The organism is Oricola sp. (assembly GCF_965230365.1).
Taxonomy (GTDB): Bacteria; Pseudomonadota; Alphaproteobacteria; order Rhizobiales; family Rhizobiaceae; genus Oricola.
Genome location: NZ_OZ246003.1, coordinates 192,380 through 209,588, shown reverse-complemented (window position 1 = coordinate 209,588; position 17,209 = coordinate 192,380). Strand labels below are relative to the sequence as shown.

17 protein-coding genes are annotated in these 17,209 nt (G+C 64.1%); 7 read left to right on the top strand and 10 right to left on the bottom strand.

Translation table 11 applies throughout. The features are described from left to right. Window positions 1-57: 57 nt before the first annotated feature. The 3 genes from ACO06R_RS00995 (at window position 58) to ACO06R_RS00985 (ending at window position 4,357) form a co-directional block, all read left to right on the top strand. The gene (locus tag ACO06R_RS00995) at window positions 58-2,307 is read left to right on the top strand and encodes an NADP-dependent malic enzyme (RefSeq protein ID WP_421854886.1); all 2,250 of its coding nucleotides are present in this window, start codon (window positions 58-60) and stop codon (window positions 2,305-2,307) included. 200 nt (window positions 2,308-2,507) lie between these two features. Beyond that, complete coding sequence (locus ACO06R_RS00990; protein ID WP_421854883.1) at window positions 2,508-3,725, top strand: GTP-binding protein; 1,218 nt, start codon at window positions 2,508-2,510, stop codon at window positions 3,723-3,725. Next, window positions 3,722-4,357, top strand: a complete 636-nt coding sequence (locus tag ACO06R_RS00985) for a DUF1826 domain-containing protein (protein ID WP_421854880.1) — start codon at window positions 3,722-3,724, stop codon at window positions 4,355-4,357. The genes ACO06R_RS00990 and ACO06R_RS00985 overlap by 4 nt, the downstream gene beginning before the upstream one ends. Before the next feature lie 27 nt (window positions 4,358-4,384). Here the strand turns inward: ACO06R_RS00985 and ACO06R_RS00980 are convergent, their stop codons facing one another. The 10 genes from ACO06R_RS00980 to sppA all read right to left on the bottom strand — a co-directional run bounded on the left by ACO06R_RS00980 (window position 4,385) and on the right by sppA (window position 13,265). Further along, the gene (locus ACO06R_RS00980; protein ID WP_421854877.1) at window positions 4,385-5,248 is read right to left on the bottom strand and encodes a GNAT family N-acetyltransferase; all 864 of its coding nucleotides are present in this window, start codon (window positions 5,246-5,248) and stop codon (window positions 4,385-4,387) included. A 122-nt stretch (window positions 5,249-5,370) separates the two neighbouring features. After that, the gene (locus ACO06R_RS00975; RefSeq protein ID WP_421854874.1) at window positions 5,371-6,999 is read right to left on the bottom strand and encodes an ATP-binding protein; all 1,629 of its coding nucleotides are present in this window, start codon (window positions 6,997-6,999) and stop codon (window positions 5,371-5,373) included. A 70-nt stretch (window positions 7,000-7,069) separates the two neighbouring features. Further along, on the bottom strand, window positions 7,070-8,065 hold the full coding sequence (locus ACO06R_RS00970) for an MDR family oxidoreductase (protein WP_421854871.1): 996 nt from the start codon (window positions 8,063-8,065) through the stop codon (window positions 7,070-7,072). A gap of 40 nt (window positions 8,066-8,105) precedes the next feature. Beyond that, a complete protein-coding gene (gene lspA / locus ACO06R_RS00965) occupies window positions 8,106-8,591 on the bottom strand; it encodes a signal peptidase II (protein WP_421854868.1) in 486 nt (161 codons plus the stop codon). Further along, window positions 8,588-9,454 carry a TrmH family RNA methyltransferase gene (locus ACO06R_RS00960; RefSeq protein WP_421854865.1) on the bottom strand — a complete coding sequence of 289 codons (867 nt, stop codon included), beginning with the start codon at window positions 9,452-9,454 and terminating at the stop codon, window positions 8,588-8,590. The genes lspA and ACO06R_RS00960 overlap by 4 nt, the downstream gene beginning before the upstream one ends. Further along, the gene (locus tag ACO06R_RS00955) at window positions 9,451-10,542 is read right to left on the bottom strand and encodes a class I SAM-dependent methyltransferase (protein ID WP_421859146.1); all 1,092 of its coding nucleotides are present in this window, start codon (window positions 10,540-10,542) and stop codon (window positions 9,451-9,453) included. The genes ACO06R_RS00960 and ACO06R_RS00955 overlap by 4 nt, the downstream gene beginning before the upstream one ends. A gap of 85 nt (window positions 10,543-10,627) precedes the next feature. Continuing rightward, a complete protein-coding gene (locus ACO06R_RS00950; RefSeq protein WP_421854862.1) occupies window positions 10,628-11,590 on the bottom strand; it encodes an ornithine cyclodeaminase family protein in 963 nt (320 codons plus the stop codon). A gap of 12 nt (window positions 11,591-11,602) precedes the next feature. Then, window positions 11,603-11,953 carry a lipopolysaccharide assembly protein LapA domain-containing protein gene (locus ACO06R_RS00945; RefSeq protein ID WP_421854859.1) on the bottom strand — a complete coding sequence of 117 codons (351 nt, stop codon included), beginning with the start codon at window positions 11,951-11,953 and terminating at the stop codon, window positions 11,603-11,605. 46 nt (window positions 11,954-11,999) lie between these two features. Then, window positions 12,000-12,278, bottom strand: a complete 279-nt coding sequence (locus ACO06R_RS00940; RefSeq protein WP_421854856.1) for an integration host factor subunit beta — start codon at window positions 12,276-12,278, stop codon at window positions 12,000-12,002. 33 nt (window positions 12,279-12,311) lie between these two features. Beyond that, entirely contained in the window at window positions 12,312-13,265 is a 954-nt protein-coding gene (gene sppA / locus ACO06R_RS00935; RefSeq protein ID WP_421854853.1) for a signal peptide peptidase SppA, read from the bottom strand. A gap of 171 nt (window positions 13,266-13,436) precedes the next feature. Between sppA and lptC the strand changes: the two genes are divergently transcribed. The 4 genes from lptC to rpoN all read left to right on the top strand — a co-directional run bounded on the left by lptC (window position 13,437) and on the right by rpoN (window position 17,137). Continuing rightward, window positions 13,437-14,108 (top strand): LPS export ABC transporter periplasmic protein LptC, encoded by a 672-nt coding sequence (lptC, locus tag ACO06R_RS00930; protein WP_421854850.1) that lies wholly within the window; start codon window positions 13,437-13,439, stop codon window positions 14,106-14,108. Window positions 14,109-14,122: 14 nt separating this feature from the next. Further along, window positions 14,123-14,683, top strand: coding sequence for an LptA/OstA family protein (locus ACO06R_RS00925; protein ID WP_421854848.1), 561 nt, complete (start codon window positions 14,123-14,125; stop codon window positions 14,681-14,683). A gap of 19 nt (window positions 14,684-14,702) precedes the next feature. Next, a complete protein-coding gene (gene lptB / locus ACO06R_RS00920) occupies window positions 14,703-15,500 on the top strand; it encodes an LPS export ABC transporter ATP-binding protein (RefSeq protein ID WP_421854845.1) in 798 nt (265 codons plus the stop codon). A 113-nt stretch (window positions 15,501-15,613) separates the two neighbouring features. Further along, window positions 15,614-17,137, top strand: coding sequence for an RNA polymerase factor sigma-54 (gene rpoN, locus ACO06R_RS00915; RefSeq protein WP_421854842.1), 1,524 nt, complete (start codon window positions 15,614-15,616; stop codon window positions 17,135-17,137). Window positions 17,138-17,209 lie beyond the last annotated feature (72 nt).

Genomic DNA, 17,209 nt, shown 5'->3' with positions numbered 1-17,209 from the left:
AAAACGCCGATGCCCAAGCCCCAGAAGCAATCGGAAGTGCCGGGAGCCGCTTCCCGGATGAAAGTGATCGAACGCGAGGCGCTGGAGTTTCACGCGCGCGGGCGGCCCGGAAAGCTCGAAATCAACCCGACCAAGCCGATGGCGACCCAGCGCGATCTTTCGCTCGCTTATTCGCCGGGCGTCGCGGTGCCGGTCAAGGCGATCGCCGAGGATCCGGCGACCGCCTATGACTACACGACCCGCGGCAACATGGTCGCCGTGGTCACCAACGGCACCGCCATCCTCGGCCTGGGCAATCTCGGCGCGCTGGCCTCCAAACCGGTGATGGAGGGCAAGTCGGTCCTGTTCAAGCGCTTTGCCGACGTCGACTCCATTGATCTCGAGGTCGACACCGCCGACATTGATGAATTCGTCAACTGTGTCCGGCTGCTCGGGCCGTCCTTCGGCGGCATCAATCTGGAAGACATCAAGGCGCCCGACTGCTTCATCATCGAGCAGCGGCTGCGCGAGATCATGGACATCCCGGTCTTCCATGACGATCAGCACGGCACCGCCATCATCGCCGCCGCCGGCCTGTTGAACGCGCTGCATCTGACCGGCCGCGACCTGAAGACCGCCAAGATCGTCTGCAACGGCGCAGGCGCGGCCGCGATCGCCTGTATCGAACTGATCAAATCGATGGGCGTGCGCCATGAAAACGTCATCCTCTGCGACACCAAGGGGGTTATCTATCAGGGGCGCGCGACGGGCCTCAACCAGTGGAAATCGGCGCATGCGGTCAAGACCGATGCGCGCAGCCTTGCCGATGCGCTGGCCGGCGCCGACGTGTTTTTCGGCCTGTCGGTCAAAGGCGCGCTGACGCCGGACATGGTGCGCTCGATGGCCGACAATCCGATCATCTTCGCGATGGCCAATCCCGATCCGGAAATCACCCCGGAGGAGGTCGCAGCGATCCGCACCGACGCGATCGTCGCCACCGGCCGGTCGGATTATCCCAACCAGGTCAACAACGTGCTCGGCTTTCCCTACATCTTCCGCGGCGCGCTCGATGTGCGTGCGCGCGAGATCAACGAGGCGATGAAGGCCGCCGCCGCCCAGGCGCTCGCCGAATTGGCGCGCGAGGATGTGCCCGACGATGTGGCTGTGGCCTATGCCGGCAACCGACCGAAATTCGGACCAGGCTACATTATTCCGGTTCCTTTCGATCCGCGCCTGCTGTCCGCCATTCCTGTCGCCGTTGCCAAGGCGGCGATGGACTCCGGCGTGGCGGGCAGGGCGATCGACGATCTCGACGCCTATGCGCGGCAATTGTCGGCGCGGCGCGACCCGATCGCCTCGACCCTGCAGCGCATCTATGAGCGCGTCCGCCGCCATCCGCGTCGAATCGTCTTCACCGAGGGCGAGGAGGAGCAGGTGATGCGCGCCGCCGTGTCCTATGTGAACCAGGAACTGGGCACCGCGATCCTGCTCGGCCGCGAGGAACAGATCCGCGAAACCGCCAAGGAGGCTGGCGTCGACCTGAAACGCAAGGGCATCGAGATCATCAACGCCCGGCTGTCGTCGCGCAACGGCGCTTATGCCGACTATCTTTACGAGCGCTTGCAGCGCGACGGCTACCTGTTCCGCGATTGCCAGCGGCTGATCAACAATGACCGCAACCACTTTGCAGCGACCATGGTGGCGCTCGGTGACGCCGACGGCATGGTCACCGGCGTGACGCGCAACTACTCGACCGCGCTGTCGGATGTGCGCCGTGCCATCGATGCCCGCCCGGGCCACCGGGTGATCGGCATGTCGCTGGCGCTGTGCCGCGGGCGCACGGTGCTGATCGCCGATACCGCGGTCCACGACATGCCGACCGCCGCCGAACTCGCCGACATCGCCGAGGAGGCGGCGGGTATGGCGCGCCGCATGGGATACGAGCCGCGCGTCGCCCTGCTGGCCTTCTCGACCTTCGGCGACCCGCCGAGCGAGCGCTCGGAGAGCGTCCAGGACGCGGTCAAGATCCTCGACACGCGCCGTGTCGACTTCGAGTATGACGGCGAAATGGCCGCAGACATCGCGCTCAATGCCGAGCTGATGCATCAATATCCGTTCTGCCGGCTGTCCGGCCCCGCCAACGTGCTGGTGATGCCAGCCTTCCACTCGGCGTCGATCGCCACGAAGATGCTGCAGGAGCTGGGCGGTTCGACCGTCATCGGGCCGCTGCTCGTCGGCCTCAACAAGCCGGTGCAGATCGTCTCGCTTGGCGCCAAGGACGCCGATATCGTCAATATGGCGGCGATTGCGGCCTATAACGCAACGTAGGTCAGCGATCAGCAAGCCCGATTGTTTTCGGTCCGCCCGGACCGGCAATCCGCTTTGCTCTCTTGCGTCTGGAAATGTTATAACATAACGATTATGGAATCCCGCCCGCAAGGTAACCGGGTGCCGCGCATCGCGCGTACGCCAGCGCGCCGCTGCCACTGGTCTAGCGGGTTTCACGCATCAATTGGAGTTTCGGCAAAATGGCCAATGCAGATCCACGCCTCCCGGTGACCGTGCTTTCCGGGTTCCTGGGCGCAGGCAAGACAACGCTTCTCAACCGCGTGCTCAACAACCGTGAGGGCCGTCGTGTCGCGGTGATCGTCAACGACATGTCGGAGGTCAACATCGATGCTGATCTGGTGCGTGCCGACACCGAACTGTCGCGCACCGAGGAGACGCTGGTGGAGATGTCCAATGGCTGCATCTGCTGCACGTTGCGTGACGACCTGCTTGCCGAGGTCCGGCGGCTCGCCGACGAGAAGCGGTTCGATTATCTGCTCGTGGAATCGACCGGGATCGCCGAACCCTTGCCGGTCGCCGCGACGTTCGAGTTCCGCGACGAGGAAGGCGAAAGCCTCTCGGATATTGCCCGCCTCGACACGATGGTCACGGTCGTCGACGCGGTAAACCTGCTGGGCGACTTTTCGAGCCACGACTTCCTGAGCGACCGGGGCGAAAGCCTCGGCGAGGAAGACGAGCGCACGCTGGTCGACCTGCTGACCGACCAGATCGAGTTCGCCGATCTCGTCATCCTCAACAAGGTCGATGACGCGGCGCCGCACCAGGTCGACGCGGCGCGCAAGATCATCCGCAGCCTCAACGCCGACGCCAAGATCATCGAAACCAGCCACTGCGACGTGCCGGCATCCTCGGTGCTCGATACCGGGCTGTTCGACTTCGAGAAGGCGCATAATCACCCGATGTGGGTGAAGGAGCTTTACGGCTTCGCCGAGCACACGCCGGAAACCGAAGAGTATGGCGTTACGTCCTATGTCTACCGGGCGCGCCGTCCCTTCGTGCCGATGGCCATCCACGACGTGTTGAACGGACCGCTGCCCGGCGTCATTCGCGCCAAGGGGCATTTCTGGCTCGCGACCCGCCCGGATTTCGTGGCCGAGTTTTCGCTTGCCGGCGCGCTTTCGAGCGTAAAGCCGCTCGGAACCTGGTGGGCGTCGGTGCCCGAGGAGCATTGGCCGGATCATGAGAGCGCGCGCAAATACCTGGCCGAGCAATGGCAGGAACCTTGGGGCGACCGCCGTCAGGAGATCGTTTTCATTGGCGCGGGCATCGACTGGCCGGCATTGCAGGCACGCCTAGATGCGGCGCTTGTAGCCGAAGACGCGGCGGCTTCGCCGGAAGCCTTCGCCAACCTGCCGGATCCGTTCCCCGGCTGGCGCAGGGCGGCGGCTGCCGCATGATCGCGCAGCCGGCTCTCGCGCCGGAAACGGGCGCCTGCCTGCACCTGGCCGACAGCCCGGCGGAGTTTGACGCCATCCACCGCGAAGATGTCGCCGCCGTCATCTGGCAGCGGCGTCCCCTGGAAAGCTTCCAGCGCTGGATCGATGATCTCGATCCGGCGCTGCTGCCGACCACGCGCCTGATCCTGCGCCCCGGCGATGTCCCGGACACGCTGAAGCTGGTCTGCGACCTCGCCGGAACGCCCGATTGCGCAGACCGGCGTCGATTGATCGAGGACGCCGCGGCGCTTTCGAAGATGTTCGCGCAGGTTATGCACACGGAATTCCTGCGGCTGCGGTTGGATGTGATCAGCACCGATGCCTGCAGGAAGTTCCACGTCGATGCCGTGACGGCGCGGCTTGTCTGCGCCTATCGGGGCAAAGGCACGCAATACGGGGTTTCCTACAACGGATCGCACCCGGATCTTGTCAACACGGTCCCGACCGGCATGCCGATGATCATGCGCGGTGCGCGCTGGCACGCGTCGGGCGCGCTCGACTTCGTGCACCGATCCCCGCCGATCGAAGGCACGGGCGCGACACGGCTTTTGTTGGTGCTCGATCCGGTCGACGATCCCGGGGACGAGATCTGAAGCTGTTTCTTTTGGTAGGTGAGGGGCTCAGCCCGCCGCTGCGAAACGCCCGGCATCCGCGCCGTAATAGCGCACATAGCGTTCGCTGATCGCTTCGACCGGCAAGACAACCAGAACGTCGATCGAGCCGAAGGGGCGGTCGATGACCGCGTGATCGGCGAACTTCGCGCCGAGCCGCAGATATCCTTTGACAAGCGGCGGCAAGGCGGAAAGCGCCGCCTTCAGGTCGATCGCTTCGGCCGGCATCATCTCCATCGGCACGGCATCGGCCGCTGTCGGCCGTGTATTCCACGCCGCACATGCCTGCGCATGGTGGGCGAGGAACGACAGGGCGAGCGCGTGATTGCGAGGCTCGGTTCCGGGAAACGAAGCGCATCCCAGCATCACGTCGATGCGGTATTGCAGGCAATAGGCCCAGATGCCTTGCCACAGCAGTTCGATGGTGCGCTTGCCGCGATAGGCGGGGAGCACGCAGGAGCGGCCAAGCTCGAGGATGTTTCGCTCCGGATAACGGGCCGCAATCGCCTCGACGTCGAACTCGCTCTGCGAATAGAACCCGCCATTGTTCCGCGCCACCTCGCCGCGCAGCAGGCGGTAGGTGCCGACAATGCGCTCCGAGGATGGGCCGGCCAATTGCCGGTCGATTACGACAAGGTGATCGCAGACCAGATCGTAGCGGTCTTCATCGCGTTCGCTGTCCGGAGCCGCAATGTCGGGTGTTGCAGCCATCTCGGCGGAAAAGATCTTGAACCGTAGCCTTTGCGCCGCTTCCAGTTCGGATTTGTCCGACGCCAACCGAACCTGTAAAGAACCAATCTCGCCGAGCAATGCCGGCGTGCTTGTCTCGGTCTTCCGGTGGCCGGACGGCGGCCATCCGTTGGCGATATTCATCCGCATTGCCCCTTCGCAAGGAAACAGCCCAGGCCGTCGCCCTTGCGTTAAACTAAGTCGCTATAGTCCGATTGCAACGAACCGATGACATCGCTCAAGCCTGCCGGCGTGCCTATGCGGGGTCAGGCGGCCTCGTCGGCCATGCGCGCGATCATGTTTGCGAAACTGTCCTGCTCGAGCGGCTTGACCAGAACACCATCGGCGCCCGCGCCCAGCACGGCGTGATGCGTATCGGGCAAGACATCCGCCGTCAGCACCAGGATCGGAGTCGGGCCGGCCTGGTTTTCGTCTTCCATGCGCCGGATGGCCGTAATCGCGTCGATACCGTCGAGCCCCGGCATGTGCAGGTCCATGAGGATCAGGTCGTAGCGGGTTTCTTCGCCGCCATGCGACGACCTGACTGCCGAAACGGCATCGTTGCCGTTGTCGACATGGCGAACGCGGTGACCGAGCCGTTCGAGCATGCGCAGAGTCAGCAGCGCATTGACCGGATTGTCCTCGGCGACGAGGACGCTGAGGCCATGCTGCCGAACACCGGGCGCCGCAGCGGGTTCCGCGTGAATCGTGACGGGCGGGCGCGTCTCGAATTGTTCGCCGACCACGCGCAGCAAACTGGCCGGGCGAACCGGTCGGGTAAGGAATGCATGGCCAGCCTGCTTGAAGTGGGCGCCGACCGTGTTGCGTTCGCCGGCTTCGATCAACGCGACAAGGCGTCGGCTTGCCCCTAAACTCTCCAGCAATGGCGTAGCGCCGCCCTCGAGCCGATTGTCGACAAGAACGATGCGCGCATTGTCGGGCACGACGGCGGTCGTCGGCGCATGGATTGCCGCACTGCCCGCATCGTCGAGGGTCTCGGCCATCAATGCGGCTTCGATACCGATAGGAGCGATAATGACGATTGGCCCCTCGCCGGAGATATCTGGGGGCCTTTCGGCGGGTTCCGGGCCTGACACGGGATAGCGGATCGTGAAGCGCGCACCTTTGCCGGCGACGCTCTCGAGCGTGACCGAACCACCCGCAGCCCGCACGATCCGGCGCGAAATCGCCAGTCCGAGACCGATCCCCTCATGCTGGCGGTCCGGGCCGGAGCACGCCTGTTCGAACTCGCCGAAAACGCGTTCCCGGTCATCTTCCGCGATACCCGGGCCGGTATCCTCGACCGCGATAACAAGATCGCCCGCCTGCACGTCCATGCGAATGGCGATGCCGCCCGTTTCGGTGAACTTTGCGGCATTGCCGACGATGTTGATCAGGATCTGACGCAGCCGGCCGGAGTCGAATACTGCGGTTTCCGGCACCGCCGGTGCGATGCGGTATCCGAGATCGAGACCCTTGGCCTGTGTCCGGGCGCACAGAAGCTCGGCCACGCCGCTCACCAAGGGGCGTACCGCAGCACGGTGCGAGTGAAAGTCCAGTTCACCGGATTCGGTGCGGCCGAACTCCATCAGGTCGTTGGCAAGTGTCAGCAATGCTTCGCCGGAAGCGGTGATCGCATCTACATAGTTGCGCTGTTCCGGGGTCAGCGGCGTGTCGGCCAGGAGCTTGCCGACGCCGATGATCCCGTTGAGCGGTGTGCGGATTTCGTGGCTGGTCATCGCCAGGAAGCGTGATTTCGCCTCATTGGCGCGTTCGGCCGCGGCATGCGCCGCCCGCAATGCGTCGAGATCGTCTCCGGCCTCTGCACGAACGCTGTCGCGCGCGGCGCCGGGGCGCGCGCGGCGCAGCAGTTTGCGTGCGAGACCGAACATCATCCGCCAAGTCTAGCGGCTCAGTGTTAGCATTCGGTTTCGCCGGAACTTGGCGTCTAAAGGCTGCTCGGGGCTAGCCGGCCATGTCGACGACGACACGGCCGCGCACCTTGCCGTCGAGAATGCCATGCGCGGTTTCGATGATGTCGTTAAAGCCGATCGTGGTCGAAAGGCTTGCCAGCTTTGCAGGTTCCAGATCGCTTGCAATACGCGCCCATGCGGCTTCGCGCAGCGCGACCGGTGCCATCACCGAGTCGATACCGAGCAGCGATACGCCGCGCAGGATGAACGGCATCACCGTTGCCGGCAGGTCGAAGCCCTGCGCCAGCCCGCAGGCTGCGACCGCGCCGCCATATTTCGTCTGCGCCAGCACATTGGCCAGCGTGTGCGAGCCAACCGAATCGATGCCCGCCGCCCAGCGTTCCTTGCCCATCGGGCGGCCCGGTTCGGACAGTTCGGCGCGGTCGATGATCTCGGCAGCACCGAGATCCTTCAGGAACCCGGCCTCCTGCGGCCGGCCTGTCGAGGCAATCACGTCAAAGCCGAGCTTCGACAGGATCGACACGGCGACCGAGCCGACGCCGCCCGACGCGCCGGTGACGATCACCGGTCCGGCGTCTGGCGCGATGCCGTAACGTTCGAGAGCCAGCACGGACAGCATTGCGGTGTATCCCGCCGTGCCGACGGCCATGGCGTCGCGGGCACTCATTCCTTCGGGCAGCGCGATCAGCCAGTCGCCCTTGACGCGGCTCTTGCCGGCATAGGCGCCGAAATGGGTTTCGCCGGTGCCCCAACCGTTGAGAACCACCTTGTCGCCCGCCTTCCAGCGCGGATGCGAGGAGCTTTCGACCGTCCCGGCGAAATCGATGCCGGGCACCATCGGCCAATGCCGCACGACCGGCGATTTGCCGGTGATCGCCAGACCGTCCTTGTAGTTGACGGTCGTCGCCTCCACGGCCACGACGACATCGCCCTCCATCAGGTCGTCGACGGTCAGCTCGGTCACATCGACCGATTGCTTCTTGTCCTCGTCGCGCGAAATCAGGATTGCCCGAAAACTGTCGGCCATGAGAATGTCCTCCCGCTATGTCTGGCTCACAAAATAGAAACTACTCGGCCTTTTCAACACCGCGCTGCCGCCACCAGGCGATCAATTCGTCGAGTATGACGAGGCCGGCACCCACGGTGATGGCGGCATCGGCCAGGTTGAACACGGCGAACGACCAGACCGGCGTGTGAAACAGGAAGTAGTCGATCACATAACCGTGCCACACGCGGTCGATCAGGTTGCCGATGGCGCCGCCGATGATCAGCGCGAAACCGGCATGCGAGATCCAGCGCTCCGGCGCGCTGCCGCGCCACAGCCACAGCACGAAGGCGATCACGCCGAGGCTGATGACGATCAGCGGCAGCGGCCCCAGTCCGGACAGCATCGAAAAGGCGATGCCCTGGTTGTGTGTGCGGAACAGCGCGAAGAACGGCACCAGTTCGATCATCTGGTGGTAGTCCATGTGGCGTTCCACGAGTTGCTTGACGATCTGGTCGAACGCGACAATCGCGCCGATCGCCAGGATTGCGATGGCGGGCCGCTTCATGCCTTTTCGTCCTCGCCAAGTTCGTCCTCGCCCAGTGTAAGCGCGCTACGCCTGATTTCGAACAGGCTGACGCCGGTGGCGATGGCCAGATTGAGCGAATCGGCCCTTCCGGCCTGCGGAATGCGGATCAGCACGTTGCAGGCCCCGGCGAGCGCGTCGGTCAAACCTGCCTGCTCGTTGCCCATCACCAGCAGCACCGGGCCGCTCGCATAGTCGGGCTTGCGATAGTCCACCGCGCCCTTCAGATGCGTGCCCGCCACCATGCCGGGCCACATACCGGCAAATCCGACGAAGGCGTTTTCCTCCATGCGCGCCAGCGGCACGGCGAAGATCGAGCCCATCGTGGCGCGCACGGTCTCGGTCGCGAAAGGATCCGTCGTCTGGCCGATCAGGACGACCCCCTTTGCGCCGACCGCGTCGACCGTGCGTATGATCGTGCCGAGATTGCCCGGATCGCGGATCCGGTCGAGCGCGACCCAGACGTCTCCGTCCTCTGGCCGGATGGCGTCCGGCCGGCTCCAGCGCTGCTCGAACACGCCCATCACCATCTGCGGATTGTCGCGCCGGGCGATCGCGCCGAGCACCTTCTCCGAGACGATCAGGATGTCGGCGCCGCCGGCAAGGCACCGCGCCGCCAGTTTCTCGACGCTGTCGTTTCCCTTGCCGGCCTTCGAATAGACCAGCGTGCGGATCGTCCAGCCATTGTCGAGCGCGTCGATGATCAGCTTCATGCCCTCGGCGAGGAACGTCCCGGTTTCGTCGCGGTGCCGCTTCTTTTCCAGAAGCCGGATATCCTTGACGATCGGATTCGTCAGGCTGGTGACTTCCTTGACCCGTCCGGTGGTCGGCCGTGGAGTGTTCATGCCGCGCCTCCGGCGATCCAGCGGCTGTAAAGCGAGGTCGACAGTGCGCGCTCGCCGCCTTCCTCGCGGATGATCAGTTCGCCGGATTCGATCCGGCCCGGCGTCGCGAAGCCGGTGAAGACATCGCGCATGATCTCGTGCATCGCATGAAACGAGGCCCGGATGGCATAGGCGGTCAAGGTCATCATGACCGGCGTTTCCGACAGGATCGCGCGGCAGCTATCGAGCATCTCGGGCAGGTCGCGGAACAACTGCCAGACTTCGCCGGACGGGCCGCGGCCATAGGCAGGCGGATCGAGCAGGATGATGTCGTAGCTGTTGCCGCGCCGCGCTTCGCGCTGCACGAATTTCAACGCGTCCTCACAGATCCAGCGGATCGGGCGGTCCTCCAGCCCGGCCAGCGCCTGGTTCTCGCGCGCCCATCCGATGGCCTTCTTCGAGGCGTCGACATGCGTTACCTGCGCGCCGGCCTTGGCCGCGACCAGCGACGCCACGCCGGTATAGCCGAACAGGTTCAAGACCTTGACCGGGCGCCGCGCTTCGCCGATGCGCCGCGCCATGTCGCGCCAATGCGCCGCCTGTTCCGGAAACACGCCGACATGGCGAAACGAGGTGAAGCGCCCGTGATAGGCGATGCCGTCAAACGCCATCGGCCAGGTTTCGCCGAGCGGCCGCCCGGGAAACTGCCAGCGCCCCAGGCCTTCCTCGTCGGTGTCGCCGGTGAAGACGGCATCTGCGGCGTCCCATTCGCCGGCCGGCAGCCGCTTTGCCCAGATCGCCTGGGCTTCCGGGCGCACGATGCGGTAAGGGCCGTAGCGTTCGAGTTTCAGGCCGTCGCCGCTGTCGAGCAGCGCATAGTCCTTGTCGGCTGCGGTCTCCAGAATGACCGGCGCCTCCGCCCGTGGGGCCGAGCCATTTCGTGGTGCGCGCGCCCTGGCCGGTTCGGCGCTTTCGGTCTTCGGCGCGGCCTGGGCATGTTTCGGGCGCGGCCGAAAACCGCCACCGGCGGCATCGCCCGCGCGGCGTGGTTTCGCGCCGGCATCCTTGCCGGACGCGGGCCGGCTTTTCGGCCGTTTTCGGTTCTTGATGTCTGAGCGCGCCACGATCAATCCGGATTACGGGTCAGGCGGCGTCTATGGAACATTCCGGGCCGGATTCCAAGTTGCCAGGTCGTCAGGCGTCTTTGCTTTCGGCTGCCAGGCCGGCGGCCAGAATCGCGGCGGCGAGGTCTTCCAGCGCCGCGCCCGTCGACTTGAACAGGGTGATCTCGTCATCGGATTGCCGTCCCGCATGGGCACCCGAACACAATTCATGCAGATCCGCCTTGACGGCTTCGCGCGCCAGAACACCGGAGGCCAGCGGCTGCGCCAGATCGCCGCCTTCCTTGATCGCGCCTTCATAAGTGTCGACGAAGATCGACGCGCGGCGCACGCATTCGTCGTCGCTTTCGCGCATGTCGGGCGAGAATGCGCCGACCAGGTCGACATGGGCGCCGGGCTTGAGCAGGCTTCCCTTGATCAGCGGTTCGCGCGACAGCGTTGCCGCGGTGATCACATCGGCCTCGGCGACCGCGGCATCGAGATTACCGGCCGCGCTGGCGTCGAGCCCGTCCTTGCTCAGCATTGCGGCCAGTTTTTCGGCCGCGCCCGGCGAGCGGTTCCAGACCAGGACGCGGCGATAATCGCGCACGCTGACATGGGCGCGGGCCATGAACGGCGCCAGCTCGCCAGCGCCGACCACCAAAAGCGTATCGGGATTGCGTGGCGCCAGATAGCGCGCCGCGAGCGCCGATGCACACGAGGTTCGCCAAACGGTCAGCGCCGCGCCGTCGACCATCAACTTCGGCGTGCCGGTGTTGCCGTCCATCAGCAGATAGGAGGCCATGACGGCCGGCAGGTTCGCTTCGCGGTTTTGCGGCGTCACGGTGACGATCTTGACGCCGATCCAGCCATTGGCGGCGTCGTGGCTCCACGCCGGCATCAGCAGCAGCGTTGCCTCGCCGCCATCGCCGCGTTCGATCGTGTGACGGTGCCGAAGCGGCGCGTTGGCGCCGGCCACGAACGCGTCGCGCAAGGCGTCGATGACAGCGTCAAAGGTAAAGAAGCGGTCGACGTCGTCGGCCGTAACGACCTTCATGGCGAGCCCCGGTCAGCCGCGGGAGGCCGACGCCGCAAGCGACAGGGGTTTGTCTTTCGCGCCATTGCCGGCCTGCTTGCTGTCGGCCTCGAACCGCAGCTTCTTGGCCTCCTGCTTGTACATGCGCTCGGCGCGCCGGTGCTTTCCCTGGGCGAACCACGCGCCGATGCCGCCGGCCAGAATGCCGATCGCCATGGCACCGAACAGCCAGATGAAGAGCGGAGCGTGGATTGTCAGTGCCGGGTTCTGCGGATCGAAGACGTCGATCCGCAATGGCACGGATGCCCGATTGGCGACAGACAATGCGATCAGGACGACCGCCAGCGGGATCACGACCAAAACGGAGAAGATGCGCCGCATCATCGGTTCCAAGCTCCAGCGACTGGTATCAACGGATATCGAACAAGGTTCAGCGGTTGAGCCGCTCGCGCAGTTCCTTGCCCGTTTTGAAGAAGGGAATCCACTTCTCCTCGACAGAAACCTTTTCGCCCGTCCTCGGATTTCGGCCTTCGCGCGCTGGCCGGTTCTTCACCGAAAAGGCGCCAAAACCGCGTAACTCCACCCGGTTGCCTTCCGACAGGCTGTCGGCGATCTCGTCGAACACCGCATTGACGATGTTCTCCACGTCCCGCTGAAACAGGTGGGGGTTTCGGTTTGCAATGACTTGCACAAGTTCCGACTTGATCAAGGCTGTCCCTCCATGCGGGTCTACTTGCCGGAGTCAGTAGTCAACCTGCCAAACGGATATCAGCCCGTCAAGCAACAGTCTGTCGGCGATCTCGGCGACCGGAGCCGCCCGCAGCGCTTCCAGGCCGAGCCACTCGACCGCGATCCGCGACAGCAGAAAGCCACCGGCCGGTTCCGGTTTCTTCCATTCGATGACATCGAGTTCCCCGTCGATTCCTTCTTCGGCCAGCCATGCGATGGCGGCGGCTTCGCCGCCCAAACCGTCGATCAGCTTGTGTCTGAGCGCCTGCCGGCCGGTAAACACCGAGCCATCGGCCAGCAGATCGACTTCGGCGCGTGAAAGGGGACGCCGCTCTTCGACAATGTCCTTGAACCAGTCGTAATTGTCGAGGATCATGGCGCGCAGCATTTCCTCCGCGCCCGGCGGCGGATCGTCAAAAAAGCTTGGCTCTGCCTTCAGCGGAGACGACTTGATCGCCCGTACATCTATACCGAGCTTCTCCAAAAGTCCCTTGATGTTCGGGTATTGCACCAGAACGCCGATCGAACCGACAATCGAGGATTGGCGCGCAACGATATGGTCGGTCGCCGAGGCGACCATGTAGCCGGCGGAAGCAGCCAGTGTGCCAACTTGCGCGGTGACCGGTTTCTCGGCGGCGATCTCGCGAACGGCCTCGTAGATCGCTTCGCCGCCGGCCACGGTTCCGCCCGGCGAATCGATGGCGATGATCACGCCGTGCGCCGCATCGCTTTCGGCGACTTTCTCCAGCACTTCGAGCAGTTGCTCGTCTTCGGTGATCGTGCCTTCGACGCGCACCTTGGCGATGTGCGGCCGCGATTTGGCTCCCAGCGATTGTTCCGGCAGCGACAGCGCGGCAAGCGCGGTGATGCAGCCCAGCACGGCCACGACCGCGACGACCCGCCACACGGTCAGTTTGCGGCGCAGGCGCCGCCGGTCAATGATGTCGTCTACCTGAATTTCGGCCATGTTGATTCGGGGAAAACGTTAACCTAGGGCTCATATTGCACTTGCAGAGCAGCGCGGCCACCCTGGATTTCGGCTCATTGTGAACAAGATGCAAAGGTAGCAGCCGCGCAAGTTTACTGTATGCTCGTTTTGTGGGCAAACGAGCGGGCCGCGACAAAACCGGAGCGACGATTGACGGCAATACCGGATCAGACCAGGCAGGACGCATTTCGCGCGGCGCGTTCGCACTCCAGCCGCGTGCGCATGGCAAAGCTTTTGCTTCCCGTCATCGGCGTCGTCGCATTGCTGGTCGCCGGCGGCTACATGTGGGCATCACGCACGTTCCAGAACATCGCCATCGACATAGCCGGCAGCGCTATCAAGGATGGCAAGCTGGTGATGTCCAATCCCAAGCTCGACGGATTTACGGTCGACAACCGGCCCTATTCGGTGCGCGCGGCCCGCGCGATTCAAAACATCACCGGCGGCGTCATCGACCTTGAACGGATCGAGGCCCTGGTACCGATGGATGGCGGCATAGATGTCCGCATCTCCGCGCCGGGCGGCAGCTACGACACCAACAAGAGCACGCTGGACATGAACGGCGCGTTCTATGTCGAGACCAGCGACGGTATGCGCGCCGACCTCGTATCGGCGGCCATCGATATGAAGGCTGGCAGCCTTGCGACGCCCGATCCCGTGCGCATTTCCATGCCGGGCGCCGTCATCCAGGCCGAGCGGCTGAATGTGACCGACCGTGGCAAACGAATGGTCTTTGAGGACAGCGTAAAACTTGTGGTAGAGCCGAGCGTGTTTCGCGACTCCGCATCCGATGACGCGCCTGGCGCGGATACCGACAGCTGACAAAGGAACAATCAATGTCCGGTAAGGCAATCGCCGCTTCTGGCCTGCGTGCCGTTATCGCCGCAACCCTGGCGTTGCTCGCCTTGGCGGGCGTCGCCGTCGCCCAGAACGGGCAGGCGACGGGTCTGCAGCTTTCCAGCGATCTGCCGGTGCAGATCGAGGGTGACCGTTTCGAGGTCATGGAAGATCAGAGCATGGCCGTTTTCTCCGGAAATGTCCGGGTGTCGCAGGGCCCGACCGTGCTGCGGACCGGCAAGCTGGTGATCCGCTATGCGACCGGCGGCGGCGGCGGTTCGATTACGTCCGGTTCGTCGCAGATCGAGCAGCTGGAGGCATCCGGCGGCGTTAATGTGCAGTCGGAAAAGCAGGTTGCGACCGGCGATCGCGGCGTGTTCGACATGAAGACCGAGGTGCTCGTCCTGACCGGCGATAACGTCACGCTGTCGGAGGATGGCAATGTCGCCACCGGTTGCAAACTGATCGTGGCGATGAAAACCGGCCGCGCGCGCCTGGAGGGTTGCGGCGCACAGCAACGCCCGACAATCCTGCTCCAACCCCGCACGCTCAACAACTGACGGCGGCGGTCGGACCTCGATGCGGATTTTTCGTCGCAGCTCTGGGACCGGCGAGGGTGAAACGGCTTCGGCCGCGCCGGCGGTGGCCGACCTTGCGGGAACGCTGGTGGCGCGCGGCCTGACAAAGAGCTATCGCGGACGCAAGGTGGTCGACGGTGCGTCGATGGCGGTGCGCGCCGGCGAGGCGGTCGGCCTTCTCGGCCCCAATGGCGCCGGCAAGACGACCTGTTTCTACATGGTCACCGGGCTGGTTCCTGTCGATCTGGGCCAGATTCTCATCGACGGGAACGATGTCACCGGCATGCCGATGTATCAGCGCGCGCGGCTGGGCATCGGTTATCTGCCGCAGGAGGCCTCGATTTTTCGTGGTCTGAGCGTTGAGAAAAACATCATGGCCGTTCTCGAAGTGACCGAGAAGGATGCGGCCAAGCGACGGGCGAAACTCGATTCGCTGCTTGAGGAATTCTCCATCGCCCATCTCAGGAAAGCGCCCTCCATCGCGCTATCCGGCGGCGAGCGGCGGCGCTGCGAAATCGCGCGGGCCTTGGCTTCCGATCCCGCCTTCATGCTGCTGGACGAGCCCTTCGCCGGTGTCGACCCGATCGCGGTTTCCGACATTCAGGAACTCGTCCGCCATCTGACACGGCGCGGGATCGGCGTTTTGATAACCGACCACAATGTGCGCGAGACGCTGGGATTGATCGACCGGGCCTACATCATTCATGCCGGCAAGGTGCTGACGCAGGGCAAGCCGGACGAGATCATTGCAAATCCCGATGTTCGCCGGCTTTACCTTGGCGAACAGTTTTCCATGTGATGTCTTTTGGGGGCGTCGATTTACCGGTTTTAGCGTATTGGTTTGACAGCCCGGACCGGATAAGCAATTTTCGGGCCAGTTAGAAGTATCACCGCGAGTAACCGGGAGTGGGTATGGCATTAGCTGCCAAACTCAATCTGCGTCAGACCCAATCCATGGTCATGACGCCGCAGCTTTTGCAGTCGATCCGCCTGTTGCAATTCACGCAATTGGAGCTTGATCGTTTCGTTCGCGATCAAATCGAGACCAATCCGCTTCTCGATCAGGGCGAAACGTCGGATGGCGGCGACCCTGCGTCAACGGATATCGCCGAGCCGCCGCAATCCGACGAATGGTCGATGGAGGATCTCCAGACCAGTTCCGCGGCCATTGCCGATACGCTCGACACCACGCTTGAGAATGTTTTTCCCGACGATCCCGGCACACAGGCGCAGTCCACGGTCAACGGCCTTTCCGGCGATGCGGGTCCGCGCGCCGGGCCCGCGCTGTTGTCCGACACGCCCGGCGAGATCGATTTCGAATCCTTCGTGGCCGGCAAGCGTTCGCTTCGCGATCTGGTCGTCGAGCAGATCAGCCTGTCGATCAGCGATCCCGAGCGGCGCGCCATTGCCTATGAACTGGCCGACACGCTGGATGCGAACGGCTACACCGATCCGGATTTCGGCGAAATCGCCGTGCGGCTCGGATGCGGCGCGGAGGACATCTTGTCGGTGCTCGGCAGCGTGCAGGGTTTCGATCCGCCGGGCATTTTTGCGCGGGATCTCGGCGAATGCCTCGCGCTGCAATTGCGGCGTCGCGACCGCTACGATCCGGCGATGGCCGAGCTGATCGCCAATCTGCCGCTTCTGGCCCGGCGCGATTTCAAGAGCCTGTCGCGGATCTGCGGCGTGGACGAGGGCGATCTGGTCGACATGCTGGCCGAAATCCGCGCGCTCGACCCGAAACCCGGTCTCGCCTTTGACGAAACGAGCGCCGAAACGATCGTCCATGACGTTGAGGTGCGGGAAGCGGCAGACCGCAGCTGGCACATCGAGTTGAACGCCGACGCCCTGCCGAGGGTGATAGTCGATCGCGACTACTATGCGAAGGTGACGCGCAACGGACTTTCGGCAGAAGAAAAGCTCTTCATGAGCGACTGTCTGCAGAATGCGACATGGCTGGAGCGCAGTCTCAGCCAGCGCGCCGGCACGATCCTCAAGGTGGCAACCGAGATCGTCAAGCAGCAGGACGGCTTCCTCCAGAACGGGGTGCGGGCGCTGAAGCCAATGACGATGCGCCAGGTCGCCGAAGCCATCAACATGCACGAATCGACGATCAGCCGCGTCAGCGCCAACAAATTCATGCTGACACCGCGCGGGGTTTTCGAGTTTCGTTACTTCTTTACCGTCGCGCTTGGCGCGGGCGACGGTGACGATGCCGGCCATTCCTCGGAATCGGTTCGTCAGCGCATTCGCGTCTTGATCGATCAGGAGGCCGCCAACGCCGTGCTGTCCGATGACGCGCTGGTCACCATTCTGCGCAAGGAAGGCGTCGATATCGCGCGCCGCACGGTCGCGAAATACCGCGAAGGCATGAACATTGCATCGTCGGTGCAGCGCCGCCGCGAAAAACGAGCGCTGGCTGCCGCCTCGGTCTGACCTGTCGGCATGGACATGCACGGATCGTCGCGATAAGCGGTACCGATCATCACAGCGTCTTTCGCCGGTGTT

What these genes read in the sequence shown, in the direction of transcription:
- rpoN (WP_421854842.1), top strand. Translation starts at nt 15,614, where the DNA reads ATGGCATTAGCTGCCAAACTCAATCTGCGTCAGACCCAATCCATGGTC.
- ACO06R_RS00975 (WP_421854874.1), bottom strand. Translation starts at nt 6,999, where the DNA reads ATGATGTTCGGTCTCGCACGCAAACTGCTGCGCCGCGCGCGCCCCGGC.
- lspA (WP_421854868.1), bottom strand. Translation starts at nt 8,591, where the DNA reads ATGAAGCGGCCCGCCATCGCAATCCTGGCGATCGGCGCGATTGTCGCG.
- ACO06R_RS00970 (WP_421854871.1), bottom strand. Translation starts at nt 8,065, where the DNA reads ATGGCCGACAGTTTTCGGGCAATCCTGATTTCGCGCGACGAGGACAAG.
- lptB (WP_421854845.1), top strand. Translation starts at nt 14,703, where the DNA reads ATGCGGATTTTTCGTCGCAGCTCTGGGACCGGCGAGGGTGAAACGGCT.
- ACO06R_RS00995 (WP_421854886.1), top strand. Translation starts at nt 58, where the DNA reads ATGAAAGTGATCGAACGCGAGGCGCTGGAGTTTCACGCGCGCGGGCGG.
- ACO06R_RS00990 (WP_421854883.1), top strand. Translation starts at nt 2,508, where the DNA reads ATGGCCAATGCAGATCCACGCCTCCCGGTGACCGTGCTTTCCGGGTTC.
- ACO06R_RS00925 (WP_421854848.1), top strand. Translation starts at nt 14,123, where the DNA reads ATGTCCGGTAAGGCAATCGCCGCTTCTGGCCTGCGTGCCGTTATCGCC.
- ACO06R_RS00980 (WP_421854877.1), bottom strand. Translation starts at nt 5,248, where the DNA reads ATGAATATCGCCAACGGATGGCCGCCGTCCGGCCACCGGAAGACCGAG.
- ACO06R_RS00945 (WP_421854859.1), bottom strand. Translation starts at nt 11,953, where the DNA reads ATGATGCGGCGCATCTTCTCCGTTTTGGTCGTGATCCCGCTGGCGGTC.
- ACO06R_RS00985 (WP_421854880.1), top strand. Translation starts at nt 3,722, where the DNA reads ATGATCGCGCAGCCGGCTCTCGCGCCGGAAACGGGCGCCTGCCTGCAC.
- ACO06R_RS00950 (WP_421854862.1), bottom strand. Translation starts at nt 11,590, where the DNA reads ATGAAGGTCGTTACGGCCGACGACGTCGACCGCTTCTTTACCTTTGAC.
- ACO06R_RS00960 (WP_421854865.1), bottom strand. Translation starts at nt 9,454, where the DNA reads ATGAACACTCCACGGCCGACCACCGGACGGGTCAAGGAAGTCACCAGC.
- sppA (WP_421854853.1), bottom strand. Translation starts at nt 13,265, where the DNA reads ATGGCCGAAATTCAGGTAGACGACATCATTGACCGGCGGCGCCTGCGC.